Source organism: Agromyces sp. NPDC057865 (assembly GCF_042796995.1).
In the GTDB taxonomy this organism is placed as follows: Bacteria; Actinomycetota; Actinomycetes; order Actinomycetales; family Microbacteriaceae; genus Agromyces.
The window spans coordinates 72,694-95,711 of record NZ_JBHVMJ010000001.1; the positions used below are offsets into that span (position 1 = coordinate 72,694).

Consider the following 23,018-nt stretch of genomic DNA (forward strand, 5'->3'; position numbering starts at 1 on the left):
ACGGATGCCGCGACCGGCGTCGACTACGGCGCCGGGAAATCGACGACGTAGACCGGCACGCCGATCCTCGTCGTGTCGGCCGCGTCGCCGATGCCGTTCACGACGTGCAGGATCGTGCCCGCGCTGAGGTTCACCGTCATGATGTGGTGCAGCGAGATGCCCGCGCCGTCGGGCGCCTCGAACCCGTTCTCGGTGACGATCGACGGGTTGTTCTGGTTGAACACGTACACCCCGCCGCCGTACAGCGTGTGCTCGGCGACGTCGTCGGCGACCTTGTAGCCCGGCCAGCCGAGCGTCCCGTCAGGCCTCGTCCAGTCGGCCTGCGTCGGCGGGTCGTAGGGCAGCTCGTTCTGGTAGAGCACCGTCGTGCCGCGCTCCCCCTTCCAGAGGGTGTTGTACTGCTGGAAGTGCTCGACGAACAGGCCGGTCGCCGTGACGTCGTCGCCGTTCACGACCACGCCCGTGCGGCCCGTGTTGGTGTTCCAGCGGTCGGTGTCGTCGTTCACGCCGTCGACGAACGGCTCGACGCCGTGGTCGGCGCGCCACACCCAGGTGTGGTCGATGAGCACGTGGTCGCTGTTCACGACGAGCGCCGTGTCGACCTTGCCGACGTGCGGGCCGCCGACGCGGAAGTAGACGTCGGACAGCGTGATCGGGTTCGCGGGATCGACCTTCTTGGACTGCCCCTTCCCGGGCTTGCCGACCTCGAGGAGCGTGGGCGACTCGACGGTGCCGGCGTCGATCGTGACGCCGGCGACGACGATGCCCGGGGCATCCGCGACCTTCAGCGGCACCGCGCCGCCGACGGCCGTGAGGGTCGCGTGGCCCATGCCGAGCACCACCGTGTCGGCGCGCTTGACCTGGATGCTGCTGCCGACGTCGTACACGCCGGGCGTCAGCAGGAGGTGCTTGCCCTTCGCGAGCTGCGAGTTGAGCTGGCCGATCGAGTCGCCGGGCTTCGCGATGACGAAGTCGCGCAACGGGATGCTGCGACCGGGCGTCTCGCCGTCGGCCCACGTGATCCCGCGCGTGTCGGTGGCCGCGGCGGGCACCCGCACGAACCAGCTGCCCGCGTCGTCGACGTAGAGGTACGGCTTCTCGCGGCTGACCGGGGTCTCGTCGAGCGTGGTGTACGGCGGGCTCGGGAAGGTCGCGTCATCCGGTGCGCCCTCGACGCCCGAGAACACCTGGTTCCACACGCCGTTCGACCAGCCGCCGATCTCGCTGTTGCGGATGAGCCACTGCTGCTGGGAGCCGTTGATCACGAACGGCAGCCGCGAGTCGGCGATGAACCCACCGCTCGCGTACTGCGGTCCTGCGGTGCAGTAGTCCATGAGCGAGAGGTTCGCCCCGCTGATGTCCACTCGGCGCATCGACACCGCCTGCGAGACGGCCCAGAAGTTCGCGGAGGCGCGGCATCCGTCCTGGCCGAGCGCGTTCACCTGCAGCGAGAGGTTCGAGATCGTGCGCCAGAAGTTCACGAGCGCGAGGCAGTTCGCGGTGCCGCCGGCGTCGAGGCAGCGGTTGTACACCTCGAGCTTGCCGTTCACGGCGACGTCGGTCGGCTGCGCACCGAGGCCGGCGACCTCGGTGTAGTACCCGATGCGCGCCTGGAGCGGATCGCCCGCGGAGCCGTACGCGCCCGGCATGAAGAGCACGCTGTGCCGGTTCGAGCCCATCTCGTCGTCCACCTGCGCCGCGGCGAGGCCGTCGAAGATCGCCTGGATGTCGTCGGTCGGCATCGAGGGATCGACGATCGTGACGTTCGGCCCGAAGTCGGGAGCACCGGCGACGGCGAGGACCGGACCGGGCGGAGCGGCGTTCGCGGCGCCCGCGCCGCCGGCGACGAGCGCCGCGATCGCGGTCATGGTGAGCACGACGCCCGCCAAGCGTCGTGGACCGATTCGGGTGGGTTCGGGCATGCGCCGACCTCCTCGTCGAGGTGTTGCTCGTGTTCGGCTCGGCGCGCCTCGGGCGGCCCCGAGCTGAGGGATCCTCCATCCCGAGGTCAGGGTAGGGGCGGGCGGATGCCGCGCGCAAGGCGTTGCGGGGCACGGCATCGAGCGCGTCGGCCGCGGCATGACGGAGAGCCCCCGGCGATTCGCCGAGGGCCCTCCGGGTCTGGATCGCGACTACGCGGCCGCGAGCGCCTCCTGCCATTCGATGAGGTCGGCGATCTTCGCGACGAGGGTGTCGTCCTGGAGACCGTGCGCCTTGCCCTTGGCCTGCTTGAGCACCTCGATCGCGCCCTCGTGGTCGCCCGCGTCGGCCGCGGCCTCAGCGGTCTCGAGGTAGGCGTTGACGCCGGCCGAGAGCTTCTCGACCCGGTTCGAGCCGTCGGCGAGGCCGGCGATGATGCCGTCCACCTCGTTGAACGTCACGCAGTCGCCGCCACCGGTGACCTTGCCGGCGGTCCACTCGATGCCGCCGAGCACGTGCGCGAGGAAGAGCGGGTCACTCCACGAGGCATCCGTGTGCCCCGCGCCCTCGTACCACGATCGGCCGCCCTCGAAGTTCTGGCACCAGGCGAGCGGGTGGTCCTCGCCCATGCGGCCGCTGCCCGGGTTGTAGGTCGACTCGTCGAGCGTGATGAGCACGTGCACCGACTCGCGCGGGTTCGCCGTGAAGTTGTACCACTCGTCGAAGCGCACCCATTCAGCGGGCAGCATGGTGGTCGACGGATGCCCCGGGCTCTCGACGCGCATCGTCGCCGTCTGCTGGGCGGGGTGGTTGCGGAAGCGCGCGCTGCCGCCGGTCAGCTCGCTGTACCACGGCACGGTGTGCATCGAGTCGGTCGCCGCATGGAGGCCGACGTAGCCGCCGCCCCCGCGGATGTAGCCCTGGAACGCTGCGAGCTCGGTGTCGTTCAGCAGGCGGGGTCGGTTCGGGTCGAGGTTGTTCGTCCCGTCGACCGGCGACGCGAAGATGATGGTCGCGTACTTCGACAGGTCGGCGGCCGTCGTGAACGGCGAGCTCGGGAGGGTGAGGGTCGGCTGGCCGGGCGAGCTGCCCTGCGGCGGGTCCCAGACGTCGACGCCGAAGCCGTTCTCCTCGCCGAGGGCGATGATGGCGCGCGTCGTGTCGTCGATGTGCGAGTGGCGGAAGCCGAGGGTCTCCCCCACGACGAGCACCTGGTAGTCCTCATCGGCGGCGTTCGCGGGCGCCGCCGCGATGCCGAGGCTGAGCGTGACCCCGACGGCGCAGAGCCCGGTGATCGCCCGTTGGACGTGTTGCTTCATTGGTCGTTTCTCCTCTTCGAGTGGACCCTGCCGAACGCCGCCTGCACCGATGTGCACGGTGAATATGTTGCCGCAGACGACATATTTACAGACCTGACCCTATTGCCGCGCGGTGACGGATGTCAACCGCTTTCCCGTCACCTTTCGCCGAGCATCCTCGAAAGAGAGGAATGCTTCCTCGGGCTCCGGGGCGAGCGCCGGGCTACACTGCGGGCATGGCCGACGCGCCCGCCTACCGGATCTGGCCGCCGATCGCACTCGGTGTGCCACTCGTGATCGGGTGGGGCGTCACGGCCATCGTGGGGGACCCGATCCCGATGCCCGTCACGCTCTCGCGGACGGTGGCGATCGTCCTCCTCATCGCGTTCGCCATCTGGAACGGCTGGGCACTGTGGCTCATGGGCCGGCATCGCACGGCCCTGCTCCCCGGCGACTCGACGAGCACGATCCTCGACACCGGGCCGTTCGCGGTGAGCCGCAACCCGCTCTACCTCGGGTTGATCGCACTCGACGTGGCGTTGGCGTTGCTCTGGCCGTCGTTCTGGGCGCTCGTGCTCACGCCCGTCGGGGTCGCGGCGCTCTGGTGGGGGGCGATCGCTCCCGAGGAGCGCTATCTCAGCTCGAAGTTCGGCGCGGAGTACGACGCGTATCGAGCGCGGGTGCGGCGCTGGTTGTAGCCACCCGGCCGCCACGGCAGAAGAGCCCCACCGTCCGTGAACTTCTGGACGATCGGGGCTTTCATCGAGCGGAGACGGCGGGATTTGAACCCGCGGTCCCCTTACGGGGACTCCACCTTAGCAGGGTGGTGCACTCGACCGGACTATGCGACGTCTCCTCGCGACGCGCTTGCGCGCAGACGCGACAGCCATCATAACCCGCGGATGCCGCGAACGACGATTCGGGCGCATCAGCTCCCACCGGCGGCCGTCAAGAGGACGCGAAACGCCCTCCCCGAACCGAGGGAAGGGCGTTTCGCGTCACCTCGACGGCGACCGAGCCACAGCCAGGCAACTAGCCGGCCGGGCAGCCGCCGAGCGAACGCCTACTGGTCGTCGAGCGAGCGCCCCGCCGAGCAACGGGTCTCGGCCGCGGTCTGGCCCGACACGTCAGTGGGCAGCGCCTCCGCGGACGCGACCGGCGGTGCCGCGGCATCCGACGCGGGGGCCTCCTCGGCGGGCGGCGCCTCCTCGGCCGGGGCCTCGGCGGGCGGTGCGGCGTTCGGGTCGCCGGCCGACGCGAAGGCCGACGAGGCGCTGTCGTAGTTGAACGAGACCGGACGGTCCTCCTGGAGTGCCAGGTTGACCAGCTGGGCCGAGTCCGTCGGCACGACCGCGTCGTCGGAGTAAGCGGTCGGGTACTGGATGAACGCGATCGAGCCGAGGTCGGTGTCCTTCAGGGCTTTGGCGATCGAGATCATGCGCGCGGGGTCCGCGAGGCTCGAGGAGAGCTGCATGTTGGCGAGCGCGGCCTTGGCGATCGAGTACAGCTTGACCGGGTCGCTCAGCGTGCCCTCGCCCTGCAGCTTGCGGGCGAGCGCCGACATGAAGACCTGCTGGTTCGAGATGCGGCCGAGGTCGCTGCCGTCGCCCACGCCGTGGCGCGTGCGGAGGAACTGCAGGGCGGCGACGCCGCTCAGCGTGTGGTTGCCGGCGTCGAGGAACGTGCCGGTGTACTCGTCTTCAATCGGGTCAGCGACGCAGACCTCGACGCCGCCGACGGCCTCGGAGAGGCCGGCGACGCCCATGAACTGCACGATGCCCGCGAACGGGATCGTCACGCCGGTGAGCGACTGCACGGTCTCGACGACGCAGTTCATGCCGCCGTACGAGAGCACGGAGTTGATCTTCACGCCGTAGAGCTCGTCGAGCGTGCTCGAGGGATCGTTCGGATCCTGGCAGGCGGGGACGTCGACGAGCATGTCGCGGGGGAAGCTCACGACGGAGGCGTTCGTGTGGTCCTGCGAGATGTGCATCAGGATCGTCACGTCGTTGAGGACGGCGGTCTCCTCGTCGGGATCGCCGAAGCCGTCGCCCTGGCCGGCGCGGCTGTCGCTGCCGATGAGCAGCAGGTTCACGCCGCCCTCCATCGCACCGACGTCGGGCACGCCCTCGAGCGCCTTCTCGCTCTCGAGCTTGACCGTGGGCTGCACGGTACTGGCGAGGTCCCAGGCCGCGTAGGCGGCGACGGCGGAACCGGAGATCAGGGTGATCGCGACGACGGATGCCGCGACCTTCGCCACCGTCCTCCACGCGCTGTGGGCCTTGAGCCGGCCGTGACGTGCGATGGACGAGGTCTTCGCGGCGCGACGTGAGCTGTGACGCAGGTCCTGATTCACCCGATGCCTCTCGTGTCGTGGTCAAAGGTCGTGCGCGCGGAGGGCGTGGGATTCGAACCCACGAGGCATTGCTGCCCACTGGTTTTCAAGACCAGCTCCATCGGCCGCTCGGACAGCCCTCCAACCGGCGCGCCGAAGCCCCGTGAGGGGCCACGTCGCACAGGCAGGCCCCGATTCTAGCCGAAGCGCACTCCCACGAGCCTCTCATTCGACCCTGAGAAGGCGCTGATTCGGGTCGGTCGACGGATGCCGCGAGGCGCACGCTTCCCCACCATCACGGCCTGCACCACGGGCTGCGGGCGGATGCCGCGGCCGCGCGTCAACCTTCGTTCGCGCTCGAGCAGCGCACGTCGGCCGCGGTCTGGCCCGTCACGTCCGACGGCAGGGCGTCAGCCGGCGGCGCGGTGGCCGGGGCATCCGTCGCCGGCGCCTCGGCGGGAGGCGGCTCGGCCGGAGCCGGCGCGTTCGGGTCGGTCACGGTGCCGAAGTCGGAGCTGTTCGTCGCGTTGGGGTCGATCGCGATCGGGTGGTCGGCGACGAGCGCCGCATTGAGCGCCTGCGCCGACTCGGCCGGCACGACCGCCGAGAACCCATCGGTGTACACGGTCGGGTACTGCACGAAGACGATCTTCGAGAGGTCGATGTCCTGCAGCGTCCTCGCGATCGCCATGAGCTGGGCCGGGTTCTGCAGCGCGGTCGAGAGCGTCATGTTCGAGAGCACGGCCTTGGCGATCGAGTACAGCTTCACCGGGTCGCCGAGGGTGCCCGAGCTCTGCATCGTGCGCATGAGCGACGCGAGGAACGTCTGCTGGTTCGAGATGCGCCCGAGGTCGCTGCCGTCGCCGACGCCGTGCCTGGTGCGGAGGAACGCGAGGGCATCCATGCCCTGCAGGGAATGCGTCCCCGGGTCGAGGAAGAGCCCGGTATAGGGGTCTTCGATGCGGTCGACGACGCAGACGTCGACGCCACCGATCGCCGACGACAGGGCGGCGACCCCGTAGAACTCGACGATGCCGCCGACGGGGATCTGCACCCCCGTGAGTTGCTCGATGGTGGCGGCGACGCAGCCGAAGCCGCCCCACGAGAGCACCTCGTTCATCCTCGTCTCCGACAGCGCGGAGAGCCGCTCGCCCTCGGGGTTGTTCGGATCGACGCACTCGGGCACGTCGACGAGCATGTCGCGCGGGAAGCTGACGACCTCGACGTGACTGTGGTCCTGCGAGATGTGCAGCAGCATCGTGACGTCGTTGAGCACGGCCGACTCCTCCGCGGGGTCGCCGAAGGCACCGTCGTCGGGACGCTTGTCGCTGCCGACGAGCAGGAAGTTGAGCCCGCCCTCCATCGCCCCGATGTCGGGCACGTTCTCGAGCATCTTCTCGCTCTCGAGCTTCACGGGCGGCTTCACCGCGGCCGTCGCGAGCAGGTCCACCGCGGCGTAGCCGACGACCGCGGTCGCACTGATGGCGAGCACGGCGACGACGGCCGCCGCGATCTTGCCGTAGGTCGCCCAGGCGCCGTGGCGCGGCATCCGCCCGTGTCTCGGGACGGCAGGCTCGACGGGCCCCTCCGGTGCAGACCGACCGCTCATCGCGCCCCTCCCGACTCGCTGATGATAACCGGCGAGGCCCCGAGCGTGCGGGAAGTCGTCAGGGAAGCGAGTCGAGCACCGCCGCGAGACCGGCGTGGTCCACGTCCTCGGCGGTCTCCGCCGCGGCCGCGCGCACCTCGGCGGGGGCCTGGCCCATGGCCACTGAGCGGCCTGCCGCGCCGGCCCACGAGAACATCTCGATGTCGTTGCGGCCGTCGCCGACGGCGATCACCCGGTCGGACGGGAGATCGAGCCAGCCGCGGACACGCTCGAGGGCGGTGGCCTTGCTCACGCCGTCGGGGGCGATGTCGAGCCATGCGGTCCAGCCGATCGCGTAGCTCACCTGGTGGAGGCCCATCTCCTCGACGATCCGCAGGAACTCCTCGAGCTCGTGGTCGGGCGACACCACGACCACGCGCGTGGCGAGCTGGTCGAGCAGCTCGTCGAAGCGCACCTCGTGGGCGTTCTCGAGGTTCCAGTCGGTCATTCCCTGCGTGAAGAGGCGGTACCCGTCGGGCAGCTCGACCATGAACCGCCCGCTCGGGAGGAAGGACCGGATGCGCTCGAGCACCGCGGTCGGGTCGAAGGTCTCCACATGCGCACGCGAGTAGCCGCCGGATGCCCCGTCGTCGCGTCGCATCGTGATGGCGCCGTTCGCGCACACCACGTACTCGGGGCTGAGGCCGAGGCGCTCGAGCACGGGCAGCGTCGTGGCCCACGACCGCCCGGTGGCGAGCGTCACCTCGTGGCCGCGCTCACGCGCCGCGAGGATCGCGTCGGCGACGCGCTCGTCGATCGACTCGTCTTCGTGCAGGATCGTGCCGTCGACGTCGAGCGCGACGAGCCACGGCTCCGCGGCTTCGGCGGGTCGGGGGGCCGGCATGCTCATGCGCGCTTGGGCTCCAGCACCTCGAGGCCGCCGAGGTACCCGCGGAGCGCCTCGGGCACCACCACCGAGCCGTCGGCCTGCTGGTGGGTCTCGAGGATGGCGACGATCCAGCGCGTCGTGGCGAGCGTGCCGTTGAGCGTGGCGACCGGCGCCGTCTTGCCGCTCTCGGTGCGGTGGCGGATGTCGAGGCGGCGCGCCTGGAACGTCGTGCAGTTCGAGGTGGAGGTGAGTTCGCGGTAGGCCTGCTGCGTCGGCACCCACGCCTCGACGTCGAACTTGCGCGCGGCGCTCGAGCCGAGGTCGCCGGCCGCCACGTCGATGACGCGGTAGGTGAGGCCGAGGGACTGCAGCATGTCCTCCTGCCAGCCGAGCAGGCGCTCGTGCTCGGCCTCGGCATCAGCCGGGTCGACGTAGCTGAACATCTCGAGCTTGTCGAACTGGTGCACGCGGATGATGCCGCGGGTGTCCTTGCCGTGGCTGCCCGCCTCCCGGCGGTAGCAGGTCGACCAGCCCGCGTAGCGGAGCGGGCCGTCGGAGAGGTCGATGATCTCGTCGGAGTGGTACCCGGCGAGCGCCACCTCGCTCGTGCCCACGAGGTAGAGGTCGTCGGCGGGGAGGTGGTAGACCTCCTCGGCGTGCGCGCCGAGGAACCCCGTACCCTGCATGATCTCGGGACGCACGAGGGTCGGCGTGATGAGCGGGGTGAAGCCGTTGGCGATGGCCCGGTCGAGCCCCATGTTCATGAGCGCGAGCTCGAGCCGGGCGCCGACGCCCTTGAGGAAGTGGAAGCGCGCGCCCGAGACCTTGGCGCCGCGCGACATGTCGATGGCGTCGAGCAGCTCGCCGAGCTCGAGGTGGTCGCGCGGCGCGAAGTCGAACGCCGGGATCTCCCCCACCTCGCGGAGCACGATGAAGTCGTCTTCACCGCCGGCCGGGACGCCGTCGATGACGACGTTGCCGATGCGCTGCATGGCCGTCGTGAACGCGGACTCGGCCTCGCCGGCGCGCTGGTTCGCCTCCTTCACCTTCGCGGCGAGCTCCTGCGCCTGCGCGACGAGCGCGGCCTTCTCCTCCTTGGGCGCCTTGGCGACCTGCTTGCCGAACGCGTTCTGCTCGGCGCGGAGGGACTCGAACTCCGAGATGGCGGTGCGGCGCGCGGCATCCGCGGCGAGCGCGTCGTCGACGAAGCCGGATGACTCGCCGCGCAGCTCCTGCGATTGCTTGATCAGCTCGGGGTTCTCGCGGAGCAGCACGGGGTCGATCACGCGAGCCAGTCTAGCCCGGGCCCACCGACCGCCCGGGGCCGCCGACCGCCCGGGGCCGGGGCGGGAGCGCGGACGGGCGCCGGTCGGGCGCCGGACCGACGGCGACGGCGCGGGGCATCCGCTCGGCTCGAAGCGATACGGTTGCAGCGTGACCGGGGATGCGCATCACAAGGCGGCCACAGGCGTGGACGGGGCCGGCGGGCAGCTGCGCGCGGCCGTGATCTACAACCCGACGAAGAGCGGGATCGACCTGCTGCGCGCCGCCGTGAAGTCCGCGGAGGATCGGCAGCACTACGCCCCGTCGCTGTGGCTCGAGACCGCGGTCGACGACCCGGGCAAGGGCATGGCGCGCGAGGCGATCGCCGCGGGCGTCGACCTCATCATCGCGGCGGGCGGCGACGGCACCGTGCGGTCGGTGGCGGCCGCCGTGCGCGGCACGGGCGTGCCGCTCGGCCTGGTGCCGCTCGGCACGGGCAACCTCTTCGCCCGCAACCTCGGCATCCCCGTGAACGACCACGACGACGCGGTCGTGCTCGCCTTCGCGGGCGTCGACCGGGCGATCGACGTGCTCGTGGCCGACATCACCCGCGCCGACGGCACCAACGAGACGCACGCCTCGCTCGTGATGTCGGGCATCGGCATCGACGCCGCCATGATCGCGAACACCAACCCCGACCTGAAGAAGCGGGTCGGCTGGCTCGCCTACGTGGACGCGGGGCTGCGTGCGATCCCCGCGTCGAAGCCGTACCGGGTGGTGTACCGAACGGATGCCGGGCGCCTGCACCGCTCGCGGGTGTCGAGCATCCTGGTGGCCAACCTCGGCTACCTGCCGGGCAACATCGAGCTCATTCCCGACGCCGAGCTCGACGACGGCAAGCTCGACGTGGTGGTGCTGCAACCACGCAACCTCATGGGCTGGCTCCTCGTCTGGCGCCGCGTAACCTGGGAGAACCGCGTGCTGCGCAAGAGCGCGCTCGGGCGCCAGTTCCTCGACCTCACGGGCGGCAGCCGCCGTCGCGAGGTCGTCTACTCGCGCGGCCGGTCGGTCGACATCGAGATCGAGGCGGATGCCGAGGAGTTCGAGATCGACGGCGACGAGTTCGGCACCGTGGTGTCCGCCCGCTTCCGCGTGGACCCCGCCGCCCTGCTCGTGCGTGTCGAGGACTGACGGCAGATCAGCGCTCGTCGGACCTCTCAGCGCGACGACGCTCGAGGTCGGCGTCGACCACGCGGTTCGTCACGGCGCCGACGATGATGAAGCCGAGCAGCGCGACCACGCCCACGAGCGTCGCGGGCTGCGGGATCGCGTTGGCGACCTGGATGATGCGGTACTGCGCGATGGCCGCCTCGCTGGGATCGGGATTGAGGAAGATCTCGCCGGTGTCCTCGACCACGACACCCACCGCCCAGATGGTGAGCGCGGCCGCGGCGAGCACGATCACCGCCAACGCGATCGCGGCGGGGTTCCGCAGCAGCCGGGCGATCACGAGTGCTCCGAATGGCGGCGGGCCCAGCGGATGCCCGTCCACACGAACATGGCGACGAGCCCGAGCAGGCCGCCCTGGATGAGCGACGGCGCGACGACCCAGCCGACGTACTGGAGCCACCGGTCGGACTGGTTCACGCCCGAGAACGGATTGTCGGCCATGAGGCCCGCCCACCAGAACGCGCCGCCCACGACGATCGCGATGACGGCGACGCCCCAGGCGGCGAGGAACCACGGGTCGGCGGGCGACGGCTCGTCGTCGGCCTCCGCGAACTCGGGCGGGAAGAGGTCGCCCTCCTCCTCCTCGGGGTTCCGCTCGAGTACGGCGAAGTCGTCACGTGGCTCAGCACGCATCGGGCGAGGCCTCGCCGTCGGGTCCGACCGTCGCACCGGAGTCGCGGGCGCGGGCGGCGGAGAGTCGACCGGCGCGATGACGATGGAGGGCGGCTGGTCGCCTGCCTCGGCCGCGGCGGCATCGGGCACGTATCCGCGCTGGTACTGCGGATCGAACCGAGGGTCGATCCCGGGTTCGGGCCGTGTCTCCGTCATGGCGTCCTCCGTCGTCGCCGATCAGCGCCACAGTACCGCGATCCCGTGCCGGGTGGCCCCAGACGCCTGCCGACTGGCTCGCCCGGCACGGGATCGCAGACTGCGATTCAGCTCACGAAGGAGAGGTGACCCCATCCCGTCCCGACGACCGACGGCAGCTTGAACAGGCCGCCGTAGCCCGGGTAGAGGTGGAGGTTGCCGCTCCGGTCGCGGCCCATGATGTCATCCCAGCCGTCGCCGTCGAAGTCGCCGGCGCCGAACACGGCGTCGAACATGTTCCAGCCGATGCCGGCCCGGTACTGACTCATCCATCCGCCGTAGCCGGACGCCTGGTAGACCCAGAGGTCGCCGTTGGGCATGCGGCCCATGACGTTGGCCTCGCCGTACCCGCCGAAGTCGCCCGCGGCGAACACGGTGTCGAAGATGTTCCAGCCCGACCCGACCTTCGACACGGCACCCCAGCCGCCCTTGCCGTCGCCGGGGTAGAGCCACAGGTCGCCTGCTGCGTCACGAGCCATCACGTCCGCGTTCCCGTCGCCCGAGAAATCGCCCGGGCTGAAGATCGACGTCATGTGACCCCACCCGGTGCCCACGACGCCCCAGCCCAGCCAGCCGCCCTTCCCGTCACCTCGGTAGAGGTGCAGACGCCCGGCGGCGTCGCGCGCCATCACGTCCTCGTGGCCGTCGCCCGAGAAGTCACCGGCGGCGAACACGTGGTTCATCACGGTCCAGCCGGATCCGATCGTCGACACGCCCTTCCACCCGGCCTCGCCATCGCCCGTGTACATGAGCATCGCACCGGCCGAGTTGCGAACGAGCACATCAGGCAACTCGTCACCTGAGAAGTCCCGATCGAACTTCAGGAGTTCCACCGCCAGGTCGAGGGTCACCTTCGCACCGTCCGCCACCGTGACCGCCGGCGACAGGTTGGCCCGGGTGCGCCAGCCCCAGTGGCCGCCGACCGTCGCCCGGATGATGCCGGGCACCAGTCCGTCTTCAGTGCTGAACGTGTATTCGGCCGCTCCGTCGACCGCATCGGTCGGCGTCGCCAGCACGGTTCCGAGGTACACCCATACCGGCGCGGCGCGGGTGCCGACATTGCGCTCGAACTGGACGTACAGGTTGTCGCCGACCTCGGGTTCGTCGCAGCGGTCGCAGGTGATCGAGCCGGAGATGCTGCGGTAGCGCGGCATCGCTGCGTCGACTCCCGTGCGTTGCTCGGCTTCAGCGAGGTTGATCTCGTAGGGGATCCAAGTGCGGGCGTACCCGTCGGCGGTGACCTCGAGGTAATACACAGCCGGCGGGAGGGTCGTCAACACGTAGGAGCCATCGGGTGCCGTGACCACACTGCCGAGCTCGCCTGAGGTCCAGTACTCGGGGTCGTAGGCCGTCGCGGTCACCTTCGCGTTCGCGATCGGCACGCCGTCCTGGTTGCGCACGGTGCCGGCGATGGAGCCACCCACCGGGAGCACAACGTCCCGCGTCAGGGGTTCCTCTCCGAGGGCGAAGCTCGTGGCGGGGGTCGGGACCGCCTTGCCCGGCCACCACTGATCGACGTAGCCCCCGGCGCCCTGGTAGTCGAAACGCAGGTCGTACCGTCCACGCTGCAGCGCCGCGAATGAATACGAACCGTCGGGTTCGGTGCGGACGGAGGTGTCGGTCCACTCCTCGGTCCCCGTCGCATAGCGGCGAGCCGTCACCACGACGTCGGCACCGGCGGGGACGCGGTCGGGACCGAGCACGACCCTCCCGGAGATGGAGGCCGATGCCGGAAGCACCACGTCCTTGCCGCTGACGTCGAGCGATGCGGTGTTGATCGTCGCGGTCACCGGCGCGAGCGGACCCTGGAATTCCTGTCCGCGCACGTACTCGAACTGCACGGTGTAGTCGCCGTGAGCGAGCCCCGTGAAGCTGTAGCGGCCCGCGGCATCCGTCGACACGGACGGAATCGTCGAGCATGCACCTTCGAGGCAGGCCGTGGCGATGGCCCGGACGTCGCCTTCGCCGGCCGGCGTGTCCGTGTTTCCGAGGAAGACGCGGCCGGAAAGGGATCCTCGGGGCGGGACCGTGATGTCCATGTCGGAGATCGCCGCGGACCCGACCTGAACGACCGTGGCCGAATACTGCGAGGCGACGCCGCCCCACCACACGGCCTGGTACTCGGATGAGGAGGGCGTGAATCGCAGCTTGTAGGTCCCCGGTTCGAACGAGAGGGAGTAGCGTCCCTCGGCATCCGTTCGAACGCCCTCAGCCGGACCCGCCACGTAGTGGTTGGTGACGTACTTCTGCCAGGTGACGACTGCGGTGACGCCTTCGGGGTGGTTCCCGTCGGTGCCGAAGCTCACGGTGCCCGAGACGTTCTGCGGCGCCGCGACCGCCGGCGCCGCCGTCAACGACAACGAGGCGAGCACGGTCGCCGCGACGGTCAGGAACGACACGAGCATTCGGCGGTGAGTGGTGCGATGACGGGACGGGATGCGGGTGACGGTTCGGGTCACGATGCACGTCGCTGAGGCATCGATGGGGCTCCATTCATGTAGGGATGGGGGAACCTTCAGGTGCTGTCGGCAGGAAGCTATCAGCGCCGAAGCGCCAAACGCAATAGATCTGCGCTGCTCCCGCGACGAACGCAGGAATCCTCAGCTCACGAAGGCGAGATGACCCCATCCGGTGCCGACGATCGACGGGGTTCCCCAGACGGATCCGGACCGCTTGGCGGGATAGAGCCACAGCCGTCCGGATCGATCGCGGCCCATGACGTCGTCGAGCCCGTCGCCGTCGAAGTCGCCCGATCCGAACACCGCATCGAAGATGTTCCACCCCGTCCCGACCCGGGACGGGGTGGACCAGCCGCCACCACCCGAGGCGGGGTACAGCCACAGATCGCCGGATGGCGTGCGGGCCATGACGTTCGCCTCGCCGTAGCCGAAGTCGCCCGCGGCGAAGACGGTGTCGAACATGTTCCACCCGGAGCCGACCTTCGACACGGCACCCCAGCCGCCCTTCCCATCACCCGGGTAGAGCCAGAGGTCGCCGGCACCGTCGCGCGCCATGACATCCGCGTTCCCGTCGCCAGAGAAGTCACCGGGGCTGAAGATCGCCGTCATGTGCCCCCAGCCGGTGCCCACGACGCTCCAGCCGAGCCAGCCGCCATTCCCGTCACCCCGGTACAGGTGCAGCCGACCGGCATTGTCGCGGGCCATCACGTCCTCGTGCCCGTCGCCCGAGAAGTCACCGGCTGCGAACACGTGGTTCATGGCCGTCCAGCCCGACCCGATCGTCGACGCGCCCTTCCAGCCGGATGCCCCATCGCCGGTGTACATCAGCATGGCGCCGGTCGAGGTGCGAACCAGCACGTCGGGCTTCTCGTCACCGGAGAAGTCCCGATCGAACTTCAGGATGTCGGCCACCAAGTCCAACTCGACGTTCGCTCCATCCTCGATGGTGATCGCGGGCGATACGTTCGCCCGCATACGCAATCCCGTGTTGCCGACGACCTTTGCACGATAGATGCCAGGAACGAGATTGACGTCGCTGTTGCGGAAGTCGTAGGAATTGCCGTACGTGTCCCGATATGCGGCGTCGACCCAGACCGGCTCGGAGCGCGTCCCGACGTTGCGCTCGAGTCGGACGCCGAGTCGACTGGTGATGGCGTAGTCATCGCATCCGTCGCACTGGATCCAGCCGAACAACCGCGTGAACCGGTACATCGTCACGTCGGCCCCCGACCGGACCTCGCCCGCACCGAGGCTCTGCCTGATCGAAGTCTGCACGTACCCCTGCCCGACCGAGGCCTGGACGTCGTAGCTCGCGGGCGGAAGGTCTGGGAACGCGTACGCGCCGTCCGCCCCGGTGACGACGGTCCCAAGGGTCGACGTGGTGTGGTTGCCCGTCGAGTCGTAAACGGAGACGTTCGCCAGGACGGTGACGCCGGCGATCGGCGCACCGGTCGCGTTTCGAACGGTGCCTGACAGGGACGTCGCCTTCGGCAACGTGATGTCACGCGTGAGGGGGGATTCCATGACGGAGAAGTTCGTGAGGTTCGACGCGCGAGCAGGGTGCTGCGGCCAGACCTGGTCGGCGAACCCGGCGCTCCCCGCGTAGTCGAAGAACAAGTCGTACACTCCGAGCGGAAGGCCGGAGAGCTGATAACGGCCGTCGGCGCCCGTGCGTGTCGAGACGCCGTTCTCCGCGCCCCACTTCATGGCGGTGACGATCACCTCATCCGCACCGGCGAGGGTGCCGGCCGGTCCGAGCCGAACGACGCCCGAGATCGATCCGGTCGGCGCCATCGTTACGTCCCGCGCGGCGAACTGCTGCTGCCAGTTGCTCACGGTCACGACCACCGGACTCGGCGGCAGGAACTCCACGCCGGGGACATACGCGAAGCTGACGGTGTAGGTGCCGTTCACCAGGCCTGTGAACGCGTACGACCCCTGCGCGTCGGTGAGCGTGCTGGATTCGCCCCTCGTCGAGCATCCGCCCTCCGAGCAGAATGCCGCCGTCACCTTCACCTGTCCCTCGGCGGCGAGCCGGGCACCGCTCCCGAGGAACACGCGACCCGAGATCGATCCGGTCCTCGGCAACGTGGTGTCGATCCCGGTGACGGGGTAAGTGGCCACGGGTTCCTGCGTGACGTACAGCGTGCTCGCCTGGTCGCGCACCGTCGTCGCCTTCCAGTACATCGCCTGGTAGTCGCCCGACGACGGCGTGAACTTGAGCCGGTACAAGCCGGGCTCCAGGTCGATCGAGTACCGCCCCTGGGCGTCGGTCGGAACCCCCTCGACGGGTCCGGGCGTCCAGGTCGCACCGGTCTGGAGCTCCCAGGTCACCTTCGCGGTCACCGCCTCGGGGTGAGTACCCGTGATGCCGAAGCTGACCGTCCCCGACACAGTCCGCGGGGCGGCCCACGCTGGGGCCGCGGACAGGGTCTGCGTCATGAGGACGACCGCGAGCACCGACACGACGAGCGTGCGGGTGCGGCGGTGCAGGGTGGTGCGGTCGACGAGTGGGACAGGAGGGCGCGTCACGAGACGCGTCGCATGGGCAGGGCCATCGGCGGGGTCCGTTCGGGTAGGGTCAGGCGGACGCTATCAATCCCCTGTGTCCCTGCGCAATGCTCGAGTCACCCCAGTTCGAGGCCACGCGACTTGAAGGCTCCCGCCGTCAGTCGGGCTCGCCGCTGAGCAGTCCCCGCAGCCAGTCGCGCGCCTCGATGAAGATCTCGTCGTCGTACTTCGAGTGGTACGACACCTCCTGGCGGTCGGCGCGCGGGTAGGAGCCGAGGAAGATGACGTTCGGGCTGGTGCGCCGGAGGCCGAGCAGGGCGTCGGCGACGCGCTCGTCGGCGATGTGCCCGTCGAGGTCGACGACGAACCGGTACCGGCCGAGGGCGTCGCCGATGGGACGGGACTGCAGCAGCGAGAGGTTCACGCCGCGCGTCGAGAACTGCTCGAGCATCGCGAGCAGCGATCCGGGTTCGTCGTCGGGCAGCTCGACGATGAGGCTCGTCTTGTCGGCCCCCGTGGGCTCGGCGAGGGTCCTCGAGCGGGAGACGAGCACGAACCGGGTCACCGCGTTGGGGTTGTCGCCGATGTCGCGGGCGAGCACCTCGAGGTCGAGGTGCTCGGTGATGCCGGGCGGGGCCACCGCGGCATCCGCCTGGCTGCCTTCGAACAGGGAGGCGGCGGCCTGCACGTTGCTCGTCGCCGGGATGTGCCCGTGCTCGGGCAGCTCGCGCTCGAGCCAGCCGCGCGACTGCGCGTAGGCCACGGGGTGGGCGTTCACGATGCGGACGTCGCCGAGCGCGGTGCCGGGCCGGGCCACGAGCACGAAGTTCACGGGGACGACGTACTCGCCGACGATGCGGAGGCCGGGCACGGTCGCGAGCGCGTCCTGCGTGGCGGAGACGCCGCCCTCGACGGAGTTCTCGATCGCGATCATCGCGGCCACCGAGCGCCCGCTCGTGACGTCGGCGAGCGCCTCCCCCACGTTGTTGACCGAGCGCCAGTGCTTGCCGGCGGCCTCGGGCACCTGCTTCAGCGCCGCCTCGGTGAACGTGCCGGCCGGCCCGAGATAGGAGTAGGTCTCCTCGGGGGGCGTGGGGGCGGCATCCGTCATGGACGCAAGCCTATCCAGCGGCGGATGCCGCGCCGGCGCGCCCCCGCCGCCGCCGGCCCGCCCTCCCAGCCACCGTTCTCAGGAATTCCCGGCGCGAATCGCGCCCGGCCGCGGCGTGTTCTCCTGAGAAGCGGGCGTTGTGTCCCAGCGCGTCCTGAGAAAGGCTAGCGAGAGCAGGAGGGGACGGCGCATGACGACCATCGGGGAACGCGAGGCCGCACCGGCACGGACGCCGCGCCCGCTGCCGACGGATGCCGAGCGGCTCGCGGCGCTCAAGCGCATGAAGCGCGTCGCGACGAGCCTCCTGCTCGTCGCCGCCGTCGTGTTCGCGGTGTCCTTCGCACTGCAGGACGAGATCCCGTGGCTCGGCTACGTGCGCGCGGCTGCAGAGGGCGCCATGGTCGGCGCGATCGCGGACTGGTTCGCGGTCACCGCCCTGTTCCGGTACCCGCTCGGGATCAAGATCCCGCACACGGCGATCATCCCGACCCGCAAGGACGAGATCGGCGCGACGCTCGGCGCGTTCGTCGAGCAGGAGTTCCTCTCCGAGGAGGTCGTTGTCGGCAAGCTCCGCTCGGTCGGCATCGCGCGGCGTCTCGGCGAGTGGCTCGCCGTGCCCGAGAACGCCGACCTCCTCACCTCCGAGGCGTCGGTCGCGGCGCGCGGCGTGCTCACGCTGCTCGGCGACGACGACGTCGAGGACGTCATCGAGCAGCTCGCCAGGAAGCACCTGTTCGAGCCCGAGTGGGGTCCAGCCATGGGCCGGCTCGGCGCGCGGCTCGTCGCCGCCGACCAGCAGCGCGCCGCGATCGACGCCGTGCTCGAGAAGGCCGAGGCGTGGCTCTTCGCGCACCCCGAGGCGTTCGGCTCGATGGTGTCCGACCGGCTGCCGAAGTGGCTGCCGGGCTTCGTCGACAAGCTGGTCGACGACCGGGCGCATCGGGAGGTGCTCGCGTTCGTGCGCACGGTGCGCTCCGACCCGCAGCATCCGCTCCGCGACGCCATCGACCACTGGCTGGCCGAGCTCACCGACGACCTGCAGCACGACCCCGCCATGATCGACCGGGTCGAGCGGCTCAAGGCCGACCTGCTCGACAGTCCGCGCGTGCGCGAGTTCGCGGGCGAGGCATGGGCGAGCGTGAAGGCGACGCTCGACCAGGCGCTGGCCGACCCCGACAGCGAGCTGCGCAAGGGCTTCCGCTCGGCCGTCCTCGAGGTGGGCGCGCGCCTCGCGACCGACGAGGAGCTCGCCGCCAAGGTCGACGAGTGGGTGACGGATGCCGCGGCCTACGTCGTGCGCAACTACCGGCACGAGATCGCGGGCGTGATCACCGAGACCGTCGAGCGGTGGGACCCGCGCGAGACCACCGAGAAGCTGGAGCTGCAGGTCGGCCGCGACCTGCAGTACATCCGCATCAACGGCACGGTCGTGGGGGCGCTCGCGGGCGTGACGATCTACTCGATCGCGACGGCGGTGCAGGCGCTGGTCTAGGCATTCGGCACCCACTACCACGGGGCCGCGAACGACCGACAGCCCGTCCGGAGGGGGTGTCGCCCGCCGGACATGCGCGGCAGACTGTGAGGATGCACGAGCGAGCGGGAACCCCGGCGACCGAATCCGATCTCATCGACGTCGAGGCTCTCGTCAGGGCCTACTACGACCTCGAACCCGACGTCTCGATCCCCGAGCAACGCGTCGTGTTCGGCACCTCGGGCCACCGCGGCTCCTCGTTCAACCGCAGCTTCAACGAGCGGCACATCCTCGCGATCACGCAGGCGATCGTCGAGTACCGCACCGCCCAGGGCATCACCGGTCCGCTCTTCATCGGCGCCGACACGCACGCGCTGAGCGCCCCGGCGCAGACCACGGCGCTCGACGTGCTCGTGGCGAACAACGTGCGCGTGCTCACCGACCAGTACGACGACTACGTGCCGACGCCGGCGCTGTCGCACGCGATCCTGACGTGGAACAACGACCCCGCGAAGCGCGCCGAGGGCGAGGGCGACGGCATCGTCATCACGCCGTCGCACAATCCGCCACAGGACGGCGGCTTCAAGTACAACCCGCCGCACGGCGGCCCGGCCGACTCGGACGCCACGACCTGGATCGCGAACCGCGCGAACGACCTCCTCGCCGACGACTGCCGCGAGGTGAACCAGGCCGAACCGAGCGGTGTCGAGATGTTCGACTTCCGCTCGAACTACGTCGACGACCTCGGCAGCATCATCGACTTCGACGCCATCCGCGAGTCGGGCATCCGCATCGGTGCCGACCCGCTGGGCGGGGCATCCGTGCACTACTGGGCCGCGATCCGCGACCGGTACGACATCGACCTCACGGTCGTGAACGAGCGCGTCGACCCAGCCTGGTCGTTCATGACGCTCGACTGGGACGGCAAGATCCGCATGGACCCGTCGAGCCCGTCGGCCATGGCCTCGGTGCTCGCGAACGCCGAGGGCTACGACATCCTCACGGGCAACGACGCCGACGCCGACCGGCACGGCATCGTCACGCCCGATGCCGCACTCATGAACCCCAACCACTACCTCGCGGTCGCGATCGAGTACCTCTACACCCACCGCCCCGAATGGCGGTCGGATGCCGCGATCGGCAAGACGCTCGTCTCGAGCTCGATGATCGACCGCGTCGCCGAGTCGCTCGGCCGCCGCCTCTGGGAGGTCCCGGTCGGCTTCAAGTGGTTCGTCCCGGGCCTGATCGACGGATCGGTCGCGTTCGGCGGCGAGGAGAGCGCGGGCGCCTCGTTCCTGCGCACGGACGGCACCGTCTGGACGACCGACAAGGACGGCATCCTGCTGTGCCTGCTCGCGTCCGAGATCCGCGCGGTCACGGGCAAGTCGCCGTCGCAGCTCTACGCCGAGCTCGTCGAGCGGTTCGGCGACCCCGCCTACCAGCGCACGGATGCCGCGGCCACCCCCGCGCAGAAGGCCGCGCTGGGCAAGCTCGACGGCGACGCGATCGCGGCGACCGAGCTGGCCGGCGAGCCCATCACGGCGAAGCTCTCGCACGCCCCCGGCAACGACGCGGCGATCGGCGGCGTCAAGGTGGCGACGGCCGACGCGTGGTTCGCGGCGCGGCCGAGCGGCACCGAGGACGTGTACAAGATCTACGCGGAATCGTTCAAGGGACCCGAGCACCTCGCGGTCGTGCAGGAAGAGGCCAAGCGCGTGGTCGACGCAGCCCTCGGCTGACGCGCCTCGACGCGCGACGATTCCCCACCCCGATCCCCGGGTGCGACGATGCACGCGACCGACCTCCAGAGGAGCCCCATGGAAGCCTGGCCCGGCACCGCCTACCCGCTCGGTGCGACGTTCGACGGCAGCGGCACGAACTTCGCGATCTTCAGCGAGTCCGCCGAGCGCGTCGAGCTGTGCCTCTTCGACGAGGACGGCACCGAGACCCGGGTCGAGCTGCAGGACGTCGACGCGTTCGTCTGGCACGCCTACCTGCCGCAGGCGCAGCCCGGCCAGCGCTACGGCTACCGCGTGCACGGACCGTACGATCCCGAGCACGGGCACCGGCACAACCCCAACAAGGTGCTGCTCGATCCGTATGCGAAGGCGATGGCCGGATGGTTCGACTGGGACCAGTCCCTGTTCGGCTACGACTTCGGCGACCCCGACTCGCGCAACGACGACGACTCCGACGCCCACGTGATGCATTCGGTCGTGATCAACCCCTTCTTCGACTGGGCGGGCGATCGGCATCCCAACACGCCCTACTCGGAGTCGATGATCTACGAGGCGCACGTGAAGGGCCTGACGGCGCTGCATCCCGACGTCCCCGAGGAGCAGCGCGGCACCTATGCGGGCGTGGCTCACCCGGCCATCATCGAGCACCTGCTGAAGCTCGGCGTGACGGCCATCGAGCTCATGCCCGTGCACCAGTTCGTGCAGGACTCGACCCTCGAGGAGAAGGGCCTGCGCAACTACTGGGGCTACAACACCATCGGGTTCTTCGCGCCGCACAACGAGTACTCGTCGACCGGCGAGCTCGGCCAGCAGGCGCAGGAGTTCAAGAGCATGGTGCGTGCCCTGCACGAGGCGGGCATCGAGGTGATCCTCGACGTCGTGTACAACCACACCGCGGAGGGCAACCACCTCGGCCCGACCATCGGCTTCCGCGGCATCGACAACGCGGCGTACTACCGTCTCGAGGACGACGACAAGCGGTACTACACCGATTACACCGGCACGGGGAACTCGCTCAACGTGCGGAACCCCCACGCGCTGCAGCTCATCATGGACAGCCTGCGGTACTGGGTGCTCGAGATGCGCGTCGACGGCTTCCGGTTCGACCTCGCGGCCACGCTCGCCCGTGAGTTCTACGATGTCGACCGCCTGTCGAGCTTCTTCGAGCTCGTGCAGCAGGACCCGGTGGTCTCGCAGGTGAAGCTCATCGCGGAACCCTGGGACGTCGGCCCCGGCGGCTACCAGGTGGGCAACTTCCCGCCCCAGTGGACGGAGTGGAACGGCAAGTATCGCGATACGGTGCGCGACTTCTGGCGCGGCGAGCCCTCGACGCTCGGCGAGTTCGCCTCGCGCATCACCGGGTCGGCCGACCTCTACGAGAACAGCGGCCGGCGACCGGTGGCGTCGATCAACTTCGTGACCGCCCACGACGGCTTCACGCTGCGCGACCTGGTCTCGTACAACGAGAAGCACAACGAGGCGAACGGCGAGAACGGCAACGACGGGGAATCGCACAACCGGTCGTGGAACTCCGGGATCGAGGGCGACACCGACGACCCCGAGGTGCTGACGCTGCGTGCCCGCCAGCAGCGCAACTTCCTGGCGACGCTCCTGCTCTCGCAGGGCGTGCCGATGCTCGTGCACGGCGACGAGCTCGGCCGCACCCAGCGCGGCAACAACAACACCTACGCACAGGACAACGAACTGAGCTGGGTGCACTGGGACGAGGCCGACCGTCCGCTCGTCGAGTTCACCGCGGCGGTCTCGCAGCTGCGCAGGGACCACCCCACGTTCCGGCGCAGCCGCTTCTTCGACGGCCGGCCGGTCGAGGGCGAGGAGGTCCCCGAAGGCCCCGAGGGCCCGCTGCCCGACATCGTGTGGCTGCGCCCCAACGGCACGCCGATGCGCCCGAAGGACTGGGACGCCCCGCTCGGACGCGCCGTCGGGGTGTACCTGAACGGCGGCGGCATCCGGCAGCGCGATGCCCGCGGCGAACCGATCACCGACGTCGACTTCCTGCTCTTCTACAACGCCGAGCCCGAGCCGACGCGGTTCACGATCCCGTCGCGCACGCAGCAGCAGTGGGACGTCGTGATCGACACCGCCGGGCGCACGGCCGACTCGCCGCCGAAGGGCGCCGGGGAGACGTTCGAGCTCGAGGGACGCTCGATGCTCGTGCTCCGGGCGCACTCCGAGCCCGCGACGGAACCCGACCACTCCGTGGCGGCGTCGCTCGCCGTGCGGACCTCGCAGTCCGAGCAGCTCCCGGGCGCCGCACGCGGACCGACGGTGTCGGGTCGCCGGCAGTCCCCGACCGCGAAGCCCGTCGAATAGCCG

Annotated in this window: 16 protein-coding genes and 2 tRNA genes; 5 read left to right on the forward strand and 13 right to left on the reverse strand. The window is 70.0% G+C overall.

Translation table 11 applies throughout. The annotated features are described in order from the left end of the window. Nucleotides 1-23: 23 nt before the first annotated feature. Entirely contained in the window at nt 24-1,922 is a 1,899-nt protein-coding gene (locus ACFVN5_RS00340; protein WP_376952637.1) for an adenylyl cyclase, read from the reverse strand. A gap of 210 nt (nt 1,923-2,132) precedes the next feature. After that, nucleotides 2,133-3,239 carry a ThuA domain-containing protein gene (locus ACFVN5_RS00345; RefSeq protein ID WP_376952638.1) on the reverse strand — a complete coding sequence of 369 codons (1,107 nt, stop codon included), beginning with the start codon at nt 3,237-3,239 and terminating at the stop codon, nt 2,133-2,135. 215 nt (nt 3,240-3,454) lie between these two features. Here ACFVN5_RS00345 and ACFVN5_RS00350 point away from each other — a divergent pair, with 215 nt between their 5' ends. Then, complete coding sequence (locus ACFVN5_RS00350; RefSeq protein ID WP_376952639.1) at nt 3,455-3,916, forward strand: methyltransferase family protein; 462 nt, start codon at nt 3,455-3,457, stop codon at nt 3,914-3,916. 69 nt (nt 3,917-3,985) lie between these two features. Here ACFVN5_RS00350 and ACFVN5_RS00355 read toward each other — a convergent pair. The 6 genes from ACFVN5_RS00355 to serS form a co-directional block, all read right to left on the reverse strand. After that, nucleotides 3,986-4,074, reverse strand: a tRNA-Ser gene (locus tag ACFVN5_RS00355). 207 nt (nt 4,075-4,281) lie between these two features. Continuing rightward, entirely contained in the window at nt 4,282-5,574 is a 1,293-nt protein-coding gene (locus tag ACFVN5_RS00360) for an LCP family protein (RefSeq protein WP_376952640.1), read from the reverse strand. 37 nt (nt 5,575-5,611) lie between these two features. After that, nucleotides 5,612-5,696 (reverse strand) — tRNA-Ser (locus ACFVN5_RS00365). A gap of 197 nt (nt 5,697-5,893) precedes the next feature. Continuing rightward, a complete protein-coding gene (locus ACFVN5_RS00370; protein ID WP_376952641.1) occupies nt 5,894-7,102 on the reverse strand; it encodes an LCP family protein in 1,209 nt (402 codons plus the stop codon). 118 nt (nt 7,103-7,220) lie between these two features. After that, nucleotides 7,221-8,045 carry an HAD family hydrolase gene (locus tag ACFVN5_RS00375; RefSeq protein WP_376952642.1) on the reverse strand — a complete coding sequence of 275 codons (825 nt, stop codon included), beginning with the start codon at nt 8,043-8,045 and terminating at the stop codon, nt 7,221-7,223. A 2-nt stretch (nt 8,046-8,047) separates the two neighbouring features. After that, nucleotides 8,048-9,316, reverse strand: coding sequence for a serine--tRNA ligase (gene serS / locus ACFVN5_RS00380; protein WP_376952643.1), 1,269 nt, complete (start codon nt 9,314-9,316; stop codon nt 8,048-8,050). A gap of 148 nt (nt 9,317-9,464) precedes the next feature. Between serS and ACFVN5_RS00385 the strand changes: the two genes are divergently transcribed. Beyond that, nucleotides 9,465-10,484 carry a diacylglycerol/lipid kinase family protein gene (locus tag ACFVN5_RS00385; protein ID WP_376952644.1) on the forward strand — a complete coding sequence of 340 codons (1,020 nt, stop codon included), beginning with the start codon at nt 9,465-9,467 and terminating at the stop codon, nt 10,482-10,484. 7 nt (nt 10,485-10,491) lie between these two features. On the opposite strand, the gene ACFVN5_RS00390 is transcribed toward ACFVN5_RS00385, so the two are convergent. The 5 genes from ACFVN5_RS00390 to pheA all read right to left on the reverse strand — a co-directional run bounded on the left by ACFVN5_RS00390 (nt 10,492) and on the right by pheA (nt 17,471). Beyond that, complete coding sequence (locus ACFVN5_RS00390) at nt 10,492-10,803, reverse strand: hypothetical protein (RefSeq protein WP_376952645.1); 312 nt, start codon at nt 10,801-10,803, stop codon at nt 10,492-10,494. Beyond that, on the reverse strand, nt 10,800-11,351 hold the full coding sequence (locus ACFVN5_RS00395; protein ID WP_376952646.1) for a hypothetical protein: 552 nt from the start codon (nt 11,349-11,351) through the stop codon (nt 10,800-10,802). Before ACFVN5_RS00395 ends, ACFVN5_RS00390 begins: the two co-directional genes overlap by 4 nt. Nucleotides 11,352-11,458: 107 nt before the next feature. Continuing rightward, the gene (locus tag ACFVN5_RS00400; RefSeq protein ID WP_376952647.1) at nt 11,459-13,849 is read right to left on the reverse strand and encodes a carboxypeptidase regulatory-like domain-containing protein; all 2,391 of its coding nucleotides are present in this window, start codon (nt 13,847-13,849) and stop codon (nt 11,459-11,461) included. A 141-nt stretch (nt 13,850-13,990) separates the two neighbouring features. Next, nucleotides 13,991-16,381, reverse strand: a complete 2,391-nt coding sequence (locus tag ACFVN5_RS00405; protein WP_376952648.1) for a carboxypeptidase regulatory-like domain-containing protein — start codon at nt 16,379-16,381, stop codon at nt 13,991-13,993. A gap of 136 nt (nt 16,382-16,517) precedes the next feature. Next, on the reverse strand, nt 16,518-17,471 hold the full coding sequence (pheA, locus tag ACFVN5_RS00410; RefSeq protein WP_376952649.1) for a prephenate dehydratase: 954 nt from the start codon (nt 17,469-17,471) through the stop codon (nt 16,518-16,520). Between the two features lie 190 nt (nt 17,472-17,661). Here pheA and ACFVN5_RS00415 point away from each other — a divergent pair, with 190 nt between their 5' ends. From ACFVN5_RS00415 to glgX, 3 genes are all read left to right on the forward strand, one after another. Then, entirely contained in the window at nt 17,662-18,963 is a 1,302-nt protein-coding gene (locus ACFVN5_RS00415; RefSeq protein ID WP_376952650.1) for a DUF445 domain-containing protein, read from the forward strand. Nucleotides 18,964-19,055: 92 nt separating this feature from the next. Then, a complete protein-coding gene (gene pgm, locus ACFVN5_RS00420; RefSeq protein ID WP_376952651.1) occupies nt 19,056-20,681 on the forward strand; it encodes a phosphoglucomutase (alpha-D-glucose-1,6-bisphosphate-dependent) in 1,626 nt (541 codons plus the stop codon). A 78-nt stretch (nt 20,682-20,759) separates the two neighbouring features. Further along, the gene (gene glgX, locus ACFVN5_RS00425) at nt 20,760-23,015 is read left to right on the forward strand and encodes a glycogen debranching protein GlgX (protein WP_376952652.1); all 2,256 of its coding nucleotides are present in this window, start codon (nt 20,760-20,762) and stop codon (nt 23,013-23,015) included. Nucleotides 23,016-23,018 lie beyond the last annotated feature (3 nt).